The organism is Nocardia sp., from assembly GCF_025465275.1.
GTDB lineage: Bacteria > Actinomycetota > Actinomycetes > Mycobacteriales > Mycobacteriaceae > Nocardia.
This window is the reverse complement of sequence record NZ_JAODNK010000090.1, coordinates 1-14,200: the sequence shown is the minus strand read 5'-3', so window position 1 is coordinate 14,200 and position 14,200 is coordinate 1. Positions and strand designations below refer to the sequence as shown.

Genomic DNA, 14,200 nt, shown 5'->3' with positions numbered 1-14,200 from the left:
CAGGAACAGTTGTAATATTGCGAAGTTCTTCGCAATACAGATGTTTCGGAACACTCAACACACGGGGCTGCCTGCTCGTTCATCGCGATACCGCTGTGGCACACGGCTGTTCGAGTATACGGACCTGCCGGCTGAGCAGAGCCAGGACGGTCGGCACCAGGATCAACACGACGCACCACCACAGCGAGGCATCGATACCGAGATGCCCGACCACCGTGCCGCCGACCAGGTACCCGACCGGTATCAGCATCTGCGATCCCAGTAGATCGTAGGAAGAGACACGGCTCAGTAGCTGCTCGGGCACATGCTGACACAGTGCCGTTGCCCAGGCGACACCGTATTGCTCATTCAGCACCCCGGACATCAGATCGGCCGCCAGCAGGACCGGCAGCGGGCTCGACAGGGCCATAGCGATCCCGGGCAGCGCGACTCCCGCGGCACAGCCGACGCCTGCACGTAACAGGCGGCGAGGCTTGAACCAGATCGATACCACGCCGCCCAGCAGATATCCGATGCCTTGCACGGACACCAACAGCCCCCACGTCGCCGCGCCCCCATAGAGACGTTGGGCGACGACCGGGCCCAGCAGGCGGAACGCTGTCGAGTCACCGACGTTTGTCACAGCAGATTGCAGCACGACTACCCACAGCCAGGTATGGGACCAGAATTCGGTCCAACCGCCCCGCAGCAATCCGATCACGCCGGTTGCCAGCACCTGCCGAGGAGGGAGTCGCAAGAACGACAACAATGGAATCGCCGCGACGAAGCTCAGTGCATCGACCAGTATGGCCAACTCGGGCCGATGCGTGGCACCGATGAGGGCTCCTGCCACCGCCGGGCCGAGGACCACACAAGCGTTGGTGCAGATACGAAATTGCACATTCGCCTGGCGGATCAGGCCCGGCGGTACCAGCAACGGCAGGATACCCTCGGCAGCCGGTTTGAAGAACGCACTGGCCGCGCCCGTGACCGCGACCAAGGCGATCAGAACCCAGATCTGTTGCACCGCTGTCGATATCAGCAACACGACCAAGCCCTGAGCCAGTGCGCTGAGCGCGCTGGCAGCGATCATGACATGGGTGCGGGAGTATCGATCGGCGACCGCACCGGCGACCGGCAGCAGAATCAGGCGGGGAGTTATTCCCGCGGCCAAGACACATCCCAGATATGTGGTGGATCCAGTAATGCCGATGACTGCGAACGAAACTCCGACAGGCGAGAACGCCGACCCCAGTGTGGAAGTCAGGTTGGCCGCATACGCAAGGCGAAACTTCTTATAGGCCCATACATTTGCCGACACGCGAGCAGTGTTTCACGGCTGTCTTGCACCCTGTTTCCCAGCATTGGACGGATTGTCCGTGGCACCAAGTTCGGCGAGCTGGATGCCGCCGCGGCGGTGTTGGCCGGGCTCGCTGCCCACACTGGTGCGGCCGAGGGCTGGGAGCACGCGATGACGCTCACGGGGGGTGGGCGCTGGTTCTGTGTGTGCACCCGAACACTCATGTGGTGTCGCCTCGGTGACTGGCCGGCCCTCACGTCTTCCGTGGCGTGGTTCGGTCACGACTCTTGGGCGCACCCCAGAGTGCTCGGGAGTGGTGTTCACCAATCCTGAGAGGACCCGTGGATGGGTGGCAGGATCTCGGGCACTGGATGGTGACGAGTATGCCTTGCCGTTGCCCAGGAAGTCGAAGGAGCCGGACATGCGCATACGTTCACGCGGCCGGGTTTGGGTGCCTACCAGTCAGACCTGTTATGACAGCCTGAAAGCTGCGGTGGCGAATGTGATCGGAATTTCCTGGCAGCGGGTGGAGACCGAACGATGGACCGCGTTCCGGTCGGCGTTCGATATCGATGCGCTATGTTGCCGGACAGGAGCATCGGGAAGCAGGAACGAAGGGTTAGCACGCGAACGGACAACCAGCTGTGGAGCGTCGGGAACCTATCGCTGTCCTCCGGACGCATCGCGTCGTGCACATACACAGTTGAACTTTACGTGATGCGCCCCGAAATTCGACACTTGACATATTTTCTCGCAGCTGCGGAGGATCTGAATTTCACGCGAGCTGCGCGGCGGTTACATATTGTTCCTCAGGCTCTCAGCAGCGCCATCGCTCAGCTTGAAGGAATTCTCGACGCTCGATTATTCGAACGAAGCACCCGTCGGGTCGAACTCACTCCGGCGGGCATGGCATACCTGCCTTACGCGGGATCCTCGATGCTGCGATCTAAATCGTAAACCGCTTAGCGTTAGCGATATCGGCCGCATGCAAAGTTCCGCCTGTCCCCAACGCTGTCTGCCCAGCGGCTCTCACTTTTGCCAGGTGCTCCTGAACGTTCTGGATCTTTTGGTTCAGAGCACGGTGGTGTTCGGAGTACGCCGCTGCGGTTTGACCGCTGAATGTATTCATAAGTTGATCGTTGGTCGACCCCAGCGCGTCAACCGACGTCTGCACACCATTAGCGATACCGTTCAACCGATCCATGTGACCATCCATATGGCCAAAATCTGGTTGAATATTGCCACTCATGATTATTCCTCTCAGAAATTGAGATCTATTTTCGGAAAAGCAGACTCGTCGGCATGTTCGAATTGCACGGCAGAACCTCCGAGGTGGTTGCCGACCTCGTTTGTGTGACCGACCAGGCCCTGAAGGCTGACAGACAGCTCGCTCAAAGCACTGGACAGTGCGGTCGACGACGCTCCGGCACTCGAAGTCAGCACGCCCTGGTGCACATCGTTCACGTGCGTCACATGAGCGCCCAGTTCATCGGCATGGTTACCGATCTGCTGTCGCGCTGCCTGCACCGCAGGTAACTCGGTATTGAACACGACCCACTCCTTGTCGTAAACGGCGCTTTGGTTGTTCACCTCCTGGGACGGAGGTTCGCAGATAGCCGTCGACTGGCCTTTTGGCTGTATTGTCCTCCGTCAATCCACAATCGCTACGCTAGCGGAGTTTCGCCGTGCACGGAAGCGCAGAATAATGGAGGGAGTATCAACCGCCAGTTGCTAATCTGCCGAATCGGAGCTCTCCCCGGCCGTGAGCGTCGTAAACAGCTGACTGCTGCCCAGACCGCGATACAGGACGGTTTGACGCCTCGTCGGTGAAATAACATCCTGGATCTATTATCCACTACGGGTGATCGCCCGGAACGATTTGCCACAAGGATCTACGGGTGAGTTCGGCCCATTTGGCATCGTCGGCGCAGACCAGCCCGTGCCGAGGATCTTCCCGCCAGCCTCAGCCCAGGAGCCAGCCCCGCACGGATAGGGGAGCTGGCCGAGTTCGATCCGTCGGGTTTAGGTCCCCTGCCACCAGTGCTGCCGTTGGCCGGAGCGCGGCTCCGGATTGCAGGCCGAAGAACGCGACCGTTTCAGGAACGAAGCCAACATGGATTGGCGTGCTGGCCCGTACTACACAGCGGTTGGGAGGAGTATCAGACGGTTCGCTAGATTGAGCGCCGGTCGGCGCCCAGCAAAGTGAGGATGCTGGGCCGGAGCAATTCGGTGAGTTTCTCGACTGGGGTATGCGCTAAGTCTCCGAAATCGACCAGGCGCGCGATTGCGACACCGACGTAGATCGCGCCGATCAGGTCGGCACGCAGTGCGGCATCGTCGATGTCGAGCGATTCCACCAGTGGTGACAGATAGGCGGCCGATCCGGTTCGGAAGGTCTTCGCGGCGTCGGGGTGGGTGAGCATCGACCTGAACAGCGCCTGGGTGGCAGTCGGTTCCTGCTGCAGGATCGTCGTCAGCCCGGCGAGCACGATGTCGGCCTGCTCCTCGACGGTCGATCCGGTGGCCATGGCTTCCGGCGCATCGCCTGTGCATTGCATGAACAGCCGCTGCTTGTTGCCGAAGTAGTGCATGACCAGGCCCGGGTCGACCTTGGCGGCGGCGCCGATGCCTCGGATCGTGGTCCGGTCGTATCCGTTGTCGGCGAACATCTGCCGTGCTACGGCAAGGATGCGCGCTTCCGTTTGCTTGCGTTGCTCTGCGCGGGACGCCATACCTCTCCATTCTACAACCGTTGACTGAAAGCCGGGATTCGTTCTACGCTTGTAGAATCAACACTCGTTGAACGAACGGACTCGATCATGCCCGAAACCCCCACCACCTCCGGATTCGTATGGCGGCCCGCCCACACCATCACCCTCATCGTGTTGTGTCTCACGCAGCTACTCGAGACCCTCGACATCACCGTCGTCAACGTCGCACTCCCGACACTGCGCACCGCTCTGAACTTCTCCCCCGCTGGGCTGCAGTGGGTTGTCAACGCCTACACCGTCTTCTTCGGAGGATTTCTGCTCCTCGGCGGCCGGGCGGGCGATCTCCTGGGCCGCCGCCGGGTATTCGTCACCGGCACAGTTGTTTTCGCGAGCGCCTCTCTCATATCTGCCCTCGCCAGCAACGCGACCACGCTCATCGCGGGCCGGGGCCTGCAGGGAATCGCAGCCGGCTTCGTCTCACCGATGACGCTCGCGATCATCGCCGCGACCTTCCCGGAGGGCAAGGCCCGCACGCGAGCGGTGACCGCGTGGGGTGCTGTCAGCGCTGTCAGCGCCTCGATCGGACTGGTGCTAGGCGGAGTGCTGGTCGACGGACCGGGCTGGCGGTGGATCTTCCTGATCAATCTGCCGCTGTGCGCGCTGGTGCTGGTAGCGGCGATTCGCTACCTCCCGGCAGATCGTCCCCAGCGCCGCCACCACAAGTTCGACGCGTTCGGCGCAGTGGCAGCAACCGCAGGCGTCGGATTATTCGCCTATGCCGTCGCCCAGACCGCTGATCATGCGTGGGGCTCAGCATCGACGCTCAGCCTGCTTGGTGCCGCGGCGATCGCATTGATCCTGTTCGCGATTCGCGAAACGCGAACCACCGAGCCGCTGATCCCACCGTCGTTGTTCGCCAACCGATCGGTGACCGGAGCGAATCTGGTGCAATTCCTCAGCGCCGCCGCCATGTACGCATTGTTCTATTTCATGTCACTGGATCTGCAGGAGGTGCTCGGATTCTCCGCGCTGGGAACCGCCGCGGTGTTCATGCCGCTGTCGGCAGTGCTGCTGATGTGCGCGGGCCTGGGCCCGTGGCTGGTCCGCATGGCAGGGCAGCGAATCACACTGGGCTGCGGTGCACTGATCGTCGCGACGGGTATGACGCTCTACGCGGGGTTGTCACCCTGGCATGGAACCCTCGGCACGATCATTGTGCCGTCGATGGTCGTTGCCTTCGGATTCGCGCTCATTCTCGTACCCCTCACGATCGCCGCAGTCTCAGGAGTCGCGCCCAGCGAACAAGGTGTCGCGTCGGGCTTGCTGAATGTCAGCCGAACCGTCGGCGGCGCACTGGGATTGGCCGTGATCGCGACGGTCGCGACCAGCCGGACGACCAGGCTCGGTCAAACAGGACATACCGCGCACCAGGCACTTACCGGTGGATTCCATTTGGGCTACGGCGTCGCGGCAGGCGTCGCGGCAGCCGCGGCGGTAGCCGCCATGATCGTCTTCGGCACCGAGGGTCGCGGCGAACGGGTCGACATGCTGGCGCTGGCCGTCGCCGGTGCCGGCCGCGACGACGACAGCGGTGACACGATCGCAGTCGACCATCCGGTCAGCGAGGTACACACCCAACAGACCGAATAGTGTTCCCGCTGTCCTTCGCCAGTTGAGATGGCGGAGCTTGCGGACCGTGATCAGCAGCGCCGTGTAAAGAGCACCAACCGGATTCAGCGTTTGGTCATCGCGCGGAGTTTCACCATGGGTCACAGCTCACCAGCGGGACGTATTCGACGGCGGTGTCAAGAATCTCGCCAAGCCCGGAGTGGGACCGGGCCATGCCGTGAGAGCACGCCGCCACTCGATTGTCGAGCAGCTGGGGGCAGACGCGACTGGCGGTGATGGGCACTGGCCTGATCGCTATCGGGAGCGCCGGACTGCTGATCCCCGACCTGTTCGGGTCTTGGCGGGCAACGCGATTCGCGGGGCCGGGAACTCGTGGATGGTGGTCGGTCATCACCCTGATGCAGCTGCGGACGCCATCGCAGGCCATTGGGCGAGTGGCATCGGCGCTGTACTTGCTGGTGTTCTTCCCCACGGCGGTGTCAGCGCTGCTCGGCGCCGGGCTGATTCAGCTGCTGGGGTTCCGCGCCCTGATTGCGGTGGCCTCGGTGGCGGCCGGGGGGCGCGTTCGCTTACGCGCTGGCTCGCGGCGGGAGCGGGCCACCCTCGACTGCTGACCATGCATCCGGGAGCGCTTAGAGGTTCTGGGGGGGTGTTCGGACAGGGCGCGACGAGATCCGGGAGCGATCCGGGAGTACGTGATGAGTTCCGGGACCGTGCAGATGACACGCGGCCGGGCCTGTCACAAGGAAAACGCAAGTCCCGCTGCATCATCGATGATGCACCACAGTCGAACTCCCTCCCCATGTCACCGAACCAATAGAGGATCGGTGACATGGCAAAGTACTTGGAAGCATGGCTGCCGGGTTGCTCCACCTGCGGTGGCAAGTTCCGCGACGTCAAAGTCAGTATTCGCATATACACCGTCAGGGACGAGACGGCAGCCGACAACGCTGCCACAACGGCCCTGCGCGCCATGGCGCACGCCGAAGGCTGGTTCGTCCCGGCCGATTACGACCTGGACGACGAATCCGAGACGCGGTGCCCCGACTGTGCTCGCCACCACCGGGCCAACGAGCCAACCATGCTGTACCTAGTCTGCTCCGAACGCCGCCGTGCGCTCAAAGTCGGTGTGGCTGGGGCAATGTCGGCCCGCTTGAAGTCTCATCGCCGCCGCGGGTGGCGATTGGTCGAGATGAACGGCAGACAGTGCCTATATCTTCTGCCCCGAACCGATGCGCTCGCCGTCGAGCGAACCGTCGTCGAGCGATGGCGAAGCGCAGGCGTACAGATAGCGTCGGCGTGCAACATCACCGCCGAGAACGGCTATACCGAGACAGCGAGTCTTGACACGGCATCGGTGGAAGCGACCGTCGGATGGCTCGATGAACTCACCCTGGGAAAAGCCGGTGGACCAGGTTGGCCACGAGGTGATCGGATCTAGCCCTGGTAAGCGCACGTCCACCCACACCCGCCGCTCACTCGCGCAAGTGCCTTGCTCGTTCGGCATCGCACATGCTCTATGGTTAGCGGTGTCATCATTCACGGAATGTGTTTGAGGTCAAGAGAATCGGGGTTCCCGGCCCTGACAAGGATCTCATCGTCCTCGAGTGGGGTACCGATACCGTCACGTGGTGAATGACGACTACCTCGACCAGGTTCGCAAAGCGGTCGACTCGGACATTCAGCTTGCGATCGAATTCTTCGCCCCTGCGGATGAGATCGATTTCGGGTTGAACCGGGCCTCTCTCAAGTGGGTCGAGGACCGAATCGAACAACTGCGTACAGTGCGAGGCTGGAATCCCGAACCCGTTGTTGCGGAACTGATCTCACTGGTCGGGTCGTTTCTGGGTGCCTGCATCGCTGCTGATACCGAGGGCGAGTGGCAGATCCACGCGACCGGTTCGCTAGGGGTACGGCTGCCGAACGGCGTGTTTATCGATCCGTTCCACAAGGCAGAAAAGGCGATCCTCCAAGGTGTTGATGGAGGCGAATCGATCTTCCGTTTTCACCAAGTAACGGTTGATCACATTGCGACACGCGAGATTTGATCCCGGTTGCGCGCGGTGGGTGTACCTACTTTTTCGAGGCGAGTTGGTGATCCGCCTGCAGAGACACAGCAGCCGAAGCGGATCGGTCGTTCAGGAACATGACTGACAAGACGTTCGAACCCGACGCCACACCGTCGGAGCTGTCGAGACCCATCGTGGTGTCTGGCGAAACATCGGCCGTACACCATCTTCATGGATGTAACCTCCGCCAATGCACTAGGAACACAGGGGAAATAGGGCCATCAGCGATCGCAAGTACGATGTCTGGGCGGGCAGTCATTACCGCCGAGAGGAAGCTGCCCCGACCAAGGGGCCGGGTTCCCGAACCGTGGCGAATAGTAGGGATAGCCGGGGTAGTCCTCGTAGCCTGGTTGTTGATTCAGCTTGCCGACCCACGGCGACGGAGGAACAGGCCACCCCGACAGAACCTGAGGCTGGCCGGCCTTACCAGGAGTAGTGCGGGCGTCCGAGTTGTTGGGGACAGCGTGGGCATGCGTGCCCTGACCTGCCGACCCACCCGCGACCTGCCCCCCACCTGAGGTTCCGCCACCGGCGGATCCTCGACCACCTGCGGCGCCTTGAGCACGCTCAGATGTGACGTGGCCGCTGCTCACGGTGTACCCACGTGCCTGCACATTTGTGCCGGTCTGGGGCGAGCTGAAACTATGCCCTGAAGACTGAAGAGCCGGTTCGGCGGCCGCAATCCCGGAGAAGGCGCTGCCGGCGGATATTCCGGCGACCATCACACCGAGTGAGATCAGGCTTCTACCGACGGTAGTCATCCTCAAACCAGACACGAGCTTGTCCTTCCTGTGTTCGCCAACGTGTCCGCTGACGCGCGACTTATGTGACACTGATTATTGTACCGTCATATAGGTGTACATCAATTGACCAGTTCAGGGCTGGGAACAGCGCCTCCTCACACACCCCACTCGCTGCCACCAAGGGAAACCCGCTGCGGCTCAAGTCTTTTCCAATGCGCAGTGACGCGAGGAGATCAGCCCAGGCGATCCGCGAACATCGATGCCCGTCAGCACTTTTCGAACATCCGAAGAGCGCTATAGCTGATAGTCGTCTGCAAATCCTGGCCGGTATGGGGCATCACCGTGGTCATTGCGGCGTCTGACAATTGCCGCACAGGACTCGCGCAGTGCGACACCCCACAATAATGCATAGATGCGCATATTTCAGTATACTTATGTAGGTGCAGTCCGGGTGGCGCTAGAAACGCACCGTACGGATCCACTTCTGATATATACCGGTCCCACTTCGACCTCACCGTGAATTACCCAGCAGGGGGAAGGGATTCGGTCGAAACCCAGTGACTCGGGCGTTAGGCTTCGTCGCCATGTTCGAGTGGTGGCCTGTCGTGCCCGAGAGTGATCGTCAGCAGTGGTCATTGGATCCTTTCGCAAGCGTGGGCCCACTACGATTCGGCATGACACCAGACGAAGTAGCCGAGACGCTCGACGACGTTGCAAACAGCTCCCAGCGGTTCTTGAACACAAAACCTCTTACGCAGAATCACTACAGCAGGACGCGGGGCGTGTATCGAAGCTTCGGCCTGACGCTCTACTACGGCCTGGAAAAGCGACTGTGTAGCGTCGTGGTCGATGCCCTCTGCGGGCCACAAGTGCGTGCGGAAGGCATCGCATTTACTGGCTGTGTTCCGTCGGAGCTGGAGCAGTGGATGGTCGATCGCGCCGAAGCCTACGAGCCGCACCCAGAGCTGAACTACTTCAGCGGCGGCGTACCAGGATCCGAAAGTCTGGGGCTTGTCATCGGCGTTCAGCGAGCGGGCGACCATCTGCTCACCCAACCGGTCTTCCTAAGCCGCGAGGTGTGGGACGGACCAACCGAAGGTCTTCCCGAGGAGGTGTCGGTCATTCACTGAACGATTTCAGAGCTTCCAGGGACGTCGGTCGACGATCGATCAGCTGACGACCTTCATCAACTACCCGGACCCGTGACATGGCCGATTCGACGTGGAACACCCTCCTCGGTGCCCTGGCACGTCTTCTACTACGGCGATGGATACGCCCGACTTCGACGCATCAAAGTCGACTGAGATCCGAGAAACCTTTTCCACCACCACCTTTCGATCAAAAGACCGCAACACGCCGCAATGCCGAGAATGTATCGCTAGGCAGTATTGCCGAACTCGATTGCGGATTTTGCAAAGTTGGTACACAAAAAGCATTGGCGGGGGACGGGGCCATTGAAGTCCACGGAATCGGTGCGCTGGCGGATGTTGTAGTCCAGCCGAGTGGACGACGATCGTAATCGATTCGAAGTCAACAACTTCCGAGGATGCACATGACGACCGGCTACATCACCCCAGACCACAATGTCGTACAACTGCCCAACATGGCCGACCCCGCGCCATTGACGCTAGATGACTTGAAAGCCGTGGCACAAGCGTTCGGCCTGCACAGCGTCAGGGACCTACTACCGGGGCCTGTGGACAGGACGGCGCGGTGAGTTCGCTGCTCGGTGCGCGCATTCAGCCTGCCGTTCGGCTACCTACAGCAATCCTCGATGGGCAGGTGGGGTCACCGGTGCCTGGACGATGGCGCCACTCAAAGGACAATCGGTGACTGAACCTCGACAACTCATTTGCGCGAATGCCTTCGCCCACAGGCGATTCGGTCGGGAAAAGGCCCGGATGTGCTGTCCAGGTTCAGAGAGAGCTTCGGTGGGCGACGTTTCTGTCGTGGTTCCCGTACTCAACGATGCCGCTCGCATTCCGTACTGCCTGGATCGACTGGCCAGACAGGAAGCGATAGCCACGATCATCGTCGTAGATCGTGGATCCACGGACGACACCCGCTGGATTGTTCAGGTGTATTCGTCGATCATCGAGAAGGTCCGGCTGATCTCCGCGCCGGGCCTGGAAAAGGTGGCCGCACGTAACCTCGGCTTCGATGCCGCCGACAGTGAGATCATCGGCCATCTCGGGGCGGACACGCGCGTTGCGTTCGATTGGGCACGGACCATTACCCATCACCTCTCCGAGTATCCCGAGACCGCGGCCATCACGAAAATCAACGCTACCCACGCCCGACCCGCGCACGAGGTACCCGATTCCGAGCCCCAGATCCGCCACCGATCTCGGATCTTCGACATTGCCGCAGGCTGGCCACGCGGGGCGAACCTGACAATCCGCCGCTCGGTGTGGCTCGAGGTACGCGAGGAAACCGTCGCGGTGGCTGATCCGCGCGTGGATTTCGATCTGGCACTCTGCCTTTCACGGCGCGGCCGCCGAATAGACCAGCTCGTTCCGTTGCGGTGAGCGGCGGCGCCCGCACCCTCGATATGCCGCCAGCGTCTGTTTTTGATCGTCGAGCGTGCATGTGCTCGCCGCCCTCGAGCATTGGTCACCGGCAGCCACCTGACGTCCGGGCCGCTCCTGCGGCCCGCGCTTCCACCGATATGGTTTGCTTAGAGGTATGAGTGCGGGTGTCAAATACACGATCGACGAGCTGGCGCGTGAAGCCGGTACGACCGTGCGGAGCCTGCGGGTCTATCAGGAGCGCGGCGTGCTGCCGCCACCCAGTTTGAAGGGACGAACCGGCTTATACGGTCCGGAGCATCTCAACCGGGTACGCACCATCAGCCGGCTGCTCGATCGTGGAATCAAGCTCAACGGCATCAAGGAGCTGCTGAACGCTTGGGATCGCGGCGATGGCCTCGGCGATGTTCTGGGCGAAATAACCTCTGGCACAACGGCTCCTGAAGCACCGACCGTATCCGATAAGATTTCGGCGACCGAGCTGGCAGATCGCTATCGAGGAGTGTCGAACGGCCTGGCCCGTGTCGTCGCCGCAGGGATGTACGAGCCCGTCGACGCGGCCACATATCGTGTGGTGGACCCGCAGCTGATTCTGATCGTCGAACAGATCGCGTCGGCCGGTGTGCCACTCGAAGAAGCTGTCGGGGAACTGGAGAAACTACGGGCGGACTGCGATCGCATCGCCCGTCGTTTCGTCGATGTGTTCCACCGGACAGCCTGGGAACCGCTACAGCACGATGGCAACGATCCAGCGGTACGCTCCGCACTGAGCGAACGGCTCGCCATTGCTCGTATCGTTCCGGGTCGCGCAACGTCCGACCTGGTGAACCGATTCGTCGCACGGCATCTGGAGGAAGATATCGAACTCACCGACGCCTAGGCTGCCCAACCATTCCCGCGGTTGGAAATTCGCCGAATCCTGGATCGGTTCTCGGAATCTACCCTTCGGGTATGGACGAACCCCGGGTCAGTGCTGCCGACCGGGAACGGGCATTGCGTGAGTTGTCGCAGCATTTCGGTGACGGCAGGTTGACCCTGACCGAGTTCGAGGACCGTAGCGCGACGGCTGCCGCAGCGACGTACCCGGAACAGTTGGCGGAACTTTTCGTTGATCTACCCGCGGCCACCCCGCCGTTCGCGTCGATCCGTGCCAGCGTCGGGGTAAGCCCGCTCGCGATCCTCACTGCATCGATAACGATGACTGCCGTCCTATTGTTCATCGCGACCGGCAATACCCTGTGGCTTCTTCTGCTCACCGGGGCCGCGATGATCCTGGTGGTTCGCCGGGTCGGATGAGCCTTCGTCAGCGAACCACACTTACCATCGGGTTCTCGGCCGGACGTGATTGGCCAGGTCCACCAGCCGATAGCGATGCATGCGGTCCGGTGCGATCCGGGCCAACTCCCGCAGCGAAGCTTCGAGGCCGATCCGCAGCCCCTGCTCGGTGGCCGGGAAGCCGAGTAGGCGATCCGCATGAGGCGGCCGACCCTGAGCGCGCAACCACTCCAACGCCACCCACAAGACGATCGCGCGCAGCGGTATTGCATGTGGGTGGTCGGGAAGTGACTCGACGCGGGCAGCAGCCGCATCCAGATCGACCGAGGTGAGCTCCGCGATCGGACGTGAAACCAGTAACAAACAGCCGGTCATACACGCGGCACTATGGTGCCGTGACGCGGCGGGTACCTCGTCCAGGACTGCCACCGCCTCCAATTTCACCCCACAGGACTCGAGCTGGCGCGCCAAGCCGAACGCGGCACTGATCACACCACGATTGGTCCGCCATACTGTCCGATAGTGTTCGACCGCTGCGCTGTGCCAGCGGTCGACATCGTCACCCTTTCCGCCACACCGCAATTGGAGTTGGGCGGTGGCGGCGAGGGCGAGTTCCGGCGCGATCTCACCCGGCAGCATCGAATGAACCGTGTCGAAATACCTGTAGGCACAAATATAATCATCGCGCAGCAACGCGGTGATCGCCGAAAACCAAGCGATGCGCCAATCGGAAGCGTTGTCGGGACTGAGATCGCCCAGCAACTGACTAGCCAGATCGATCTGTCCTAGATCCAGGTGCGCCCGGATCGCGGTGAGAGTTCCCTCCAGCTCGAAAGACTCCGGCTCTGCGATGGTCCCGGCTGTTATTCGCTGGCGGGCTTGGCGCAGTGCGTCGAGGGTGTTCTGGGGATCGCCGTGCAGCAAGGTGGAAAGCAGCGCCGAGCTGGGATCGGTGCCGTCGATCAGCGGGACGGGAAGTGCGGCGACGACTTCGCGAGGAGCAATCGCTCTACCGGAGGTTACTCCGTCGACCATTCCGTCGATCTTCCCGATCGAGGTTTGGATACCGAAATCCCCTCGCATGGAACCGAATTCGATTGAGTCCTGAGGATATTCACGACCTGTGTCGACGGCCAGCACCTTGCGAAGTACACCGGCGAGCTGGCAGTGCATCTCGTAGGCAGAGGCGAAGCGTCGTTGTGGATTCGGGTCCGTCGCACGTACGAGGAATCGGCGCAAAGACGGGTAACGCGCAAGCACCTGCCGCTCACTGGGCTCGGGTATACCGGGTACGCGGTGCCCATCGCCATCCTTCGTCATGTCGATGATCAACGCGGCCAGGGTCCGGCCGACCGAATAGATGTCAGACAAGATCGTCGGGCCGGTCGTGGTGATCTCAGGTGCCATGTATCCGGGGGTGCCGTAAATGCTGCCGCCCGACCCCAGGGCCGCCACCGCTCCGAGGTCGATCAGTTTGACCTCACTGTCGGTGACCATGATGTTGTCGGGTTTGAGGTCGTTGTAGGCCAGCCCACACGAGTGCAAATAGTCCAGTGCGGGCAGAATTTCCATCACGCAGGCAACGGCGCCGGAGACCGGCATGTAGGACGGTGCTCGCAGATCGAGCAGTGCCCGCAGGGACCGCCCGCCGACGTACTCCATGACGATGTAACCGTCCGGCGAGTTGCGCACAGAGCTGTGTTCGACAAAGTTGTAGATCTTGACGATGCTGGAATACGCCGCCTCGGAGAGGAATTGGCGCTCCGCGAGTGCGACAACATGCGCCTCGAAGTCGAGTGGGTTCCGTAGGCCCTTCAGCACCACCCACCGGTCGCTCACTTTGCGATCAACGGCCAAGTAGAGCCAGCCCAGTCCGCCGTGTGCCAGGCATCCCTGGATCTCGTATTGATCCGCGACCAGGTCGCCGTGCTTCAGTGAGGGACGGAAGTTGAACGGCGACCCGCAC

At 61.6% G+C, this 14,200-nt stretch carries 14 protein-coding genes; 9 read left to right on the top strand and 5 right to left on the bottom strand.

Annotation, left to right across the window (positions count from 1 at the left end; genetic code table 11):
• Positions 1-79: 79 nt before the first annotated feature.
• Positions 80-1,300: an MFS transporter gene (locus JWN03_RS21545; RefSeq protein WP_297617866.1), complete on the bottom strand. Its 1,221-nt coding sequence runs from the start codon at positions 1,298-1,300 to the stop codon at positions 80-82.
• Positions 1,301-1,819: 519 nt separating this feature from the next.
• Between JWN03_RS21545 and JWN03_RS45540 the strand changes: the two genes are divergently transcribed.
• A complete protein-coding gene (locus JWN03_RS45540) occupies positions 1,820-2,236 on the top strand; it encodes a LysR family transcriptional regulator (protein ID WP_366914459.1) in 417 nt (138 codons plus the stop codon).
• Here JWN03_RS45540 and JWN03_RS21535 read toward each other — a convergent pair.
• The 3 genes from JWN03_RS21535 to JWN03_RS21525 form a co-directional block, all read right to left on the bottom strand.
• The gene (locus JWN03_RS21535) at positions 2,226-2,528 is read right to left on the bottom strand and encodes a WXG100 family type VII secretion target (protein WP_297617863.1); all 303 of its coding nucleotides are present in this window, start codon (positions 2,526-2,528) and stop codon (positions 2,226-2,228) included. The genes JWN03_RS45540 and JWN03_RS21535 overlap by 11 nt on opposite strands.
• 11 nt (positions 2,529-2,539) lie before the next feature.
• The gene (locus tag JWN03_RS21530) at positions 2,540-2,830 is read right to left on the bottom strand and encodes a hypothetical protein (RefSeq protein ID WP_297617860.1); all 291 of its coding nucleotides are present in this window, start codon (positions 2,828-2,830) and stop codon (positions 2,540-2,542) included.
• A gap of 620 nt (positions 2,831-3,450) precedes the next feature.
• Positions 3,451-4,011 carry a TetR/AcrR family transcriptional regulator gene (locus tag JWN03_RS21525; RefSeq protein ID WP_297617857.1) on the bottom strand — a complete coding sequence of 187 codons (561 nt, stop codon included), beginning with the start codon at positions 4,009-4,011 and terminating at the stop codon, positions 3,451-3,453.
• 87 nt (positions 4,012-4,098) lie between these two features.
• On the opposite strand from JWN03_RS21525, the gene JWN03_RS21520 reads away from it, so the two are divergent.
• The 8 genes from JWN03_RS21520 to JWN03_RS21485 all read left to right on the top strand — a co-directional run bounded on the left by JWN03_RS21520 (position 4,099) and on the right by JWN03_RS21485 (position 12,255).
• Positions 4,099-5,640 carry an MFS transporter gene (locus tag JWN03_RS21520; RefSeq protein ID WP_297617854.1) on the top strand — a complete coding sequence of 514 codons (1,542 nt, stop codon included), beginning with the start codon at positions 4,099-4,101 and terminating at the stop codon, positions 5,638-5,640.
• Between the two features lie 254 nt (positions 5,641-5,894).
• Entirely contained in the window at positions 5,895-6,233 is a 339-nt protein-coding gene (locus JWN03_RS21515) for a hypothetical protein (protein WP_297617851.1), read from the top strand.
• A gap of 218 nt (positions 6,234-6,451) precedes the next feature.
• Positions 6,452-7,060 carry a hypothetical protein gene (locus JWN03_RS21510; RefSeq protein ID WP_297617848.1) on the top strand — a complete coding sequence of 203 codons (609 nt, stop codon included), beginning with the start codon at positions 6,452-6,454 and terminating at the stop codon, positions 7,058-7,060.
• A gap of 190 nt (positions 7,061-7,250) precedes the next feature.
• Positions 7,251-7,667 carry a hypothetical protein gene (locus JWN03_RS21505; protein WP_297617845.1) on the top strand — a complete coding sequence of 139 codons (417 nt, stop codon included), beginning with the start codon at positions 7,251-7,253 and terminating at the stop codon, positions 7,665-7,667.
• 1,438 nt (positions 7,668-9,105) lie between these two features.
• A complete protein-coding gene (locus JWN03_RS21500) occupies positions 9,106-9,561 on the top strand; it encodes a hypothetical protein (protein ID WP_297617841.1) in 456 nt (151 codons plus the stop codon).
• Between the two features lie 801 nt (positions 9,562-10,362).
• Entirely contained in the window at positions 10,363-10,959 is a 597-nt protein-coding gene (locus JWN03_RS21495; RefSeq protein WP_297617838.1) for a glycosyltransferase family 2 protein, read from the top strand.
• A 157-nt stretch (positions 10,960-11,116) separates the two neighbouring features.
• A complete protein-coding gene (locus JWN03_RS21490) occupies positions 11,117-11,839 on the top strand; it encodes a MerR family transcriptional regulator (RefSeq protein WP_297617835.1) in 723 nt (240 codons plus the stop codon).
• Between the two features lie 71 nt (positions 11,840-11,910).
• Positions 11,911-12,255 carry a DUF1707 SHOCT-like domain-containing protein gene (locus tag JWN03_RS21485; RefSeq protein ID WP_297617832.1) on the top strand — a complete coding sequence of 115 codons (345 nt, stop codon included), beginning with the start codon at positions 11,911-11,913 and terminating at the stop codon, positions 12,253-12,255.
• A gap of 21 nt (positions 12,256-12,276) precedes the next feature.
• Here the strand turns inward: JWN03_RS21485 and JWN03_RS21480 are convergent.
• A partial coding sequence (locus tag JWN03_RS21480) for a tetratricopeptide repeat protein (protein ID WP_297617830.1) occupies positions 12,277-14,200 on the bottom strand: 1,924 nt, incomplete at its 5' end.

Bases quoted from the DNA above. Each gene is read 5' to 3' on its own strand.
- JWN03_RS45540 (WP_366914459.1), top strand. From the start codon at position 1,820: ATGGACCGCGTTCCGGTCGGCGTTCGATATCGATGCGCTATGTTGCCG.
- JWN03_RS21535 (WP_297617863.1), bottom strand. From the start codon at position 2,528: ATGAGTGGCAATATTCAACCAGATTTTGGCCATATGGATGGTCACATG.
- JWN03_RS21525 (WP_297617857.1), bottom strand. From the start codon at position 4,011: ATGGCGTCCCGCGCAGAGCAACGCAAGCAAACGGAAGCGCGCATCCTT.
- JWN03_RS21520 (WP_297617854.1), top strand. From the start codon at position 4,099: ATGCCCGAAACCCCCACCACCTCCGGATTCGTATGGCGGCCCGCCCAC.
- JWN03_RS21515 (WP_297617851.1), top strand. From the start codon at position 5,895: ATGGGCACTGGCCTGATCGCTATCGGGAGCGCCGGACTGCTGATCCCC.
- JWN03_RS21510 (WP_297617848.1), top strand. From the start codon at position 6,452: ATGGCAAAGTACTTGGAAGCATGGCTGCCGGGTTGCTCCACCTGCGGT.
- JWN03_RS21500 (WP_297617841.1), top strand. From the start codon at position 9,106: ATGACACCAGACGAAGTAGCCGAGACGCTCGACGACGTTGCAAACAGC.
- JWN03_RS21490 (WP_297617835.1), top strand. From the start codon at position 11,117: ATGAGTGCGGGTGTCAAATACACGATCGACGAGCTGGCGCGTGAAGCC.
- JWN03_RS21485 (WP_297617832.1), top strand. From the start codon at position 11,911: ATGGACGAACCCCGGGTCAGTGCTGCCGACCGGGAACGGGCATTGCGT.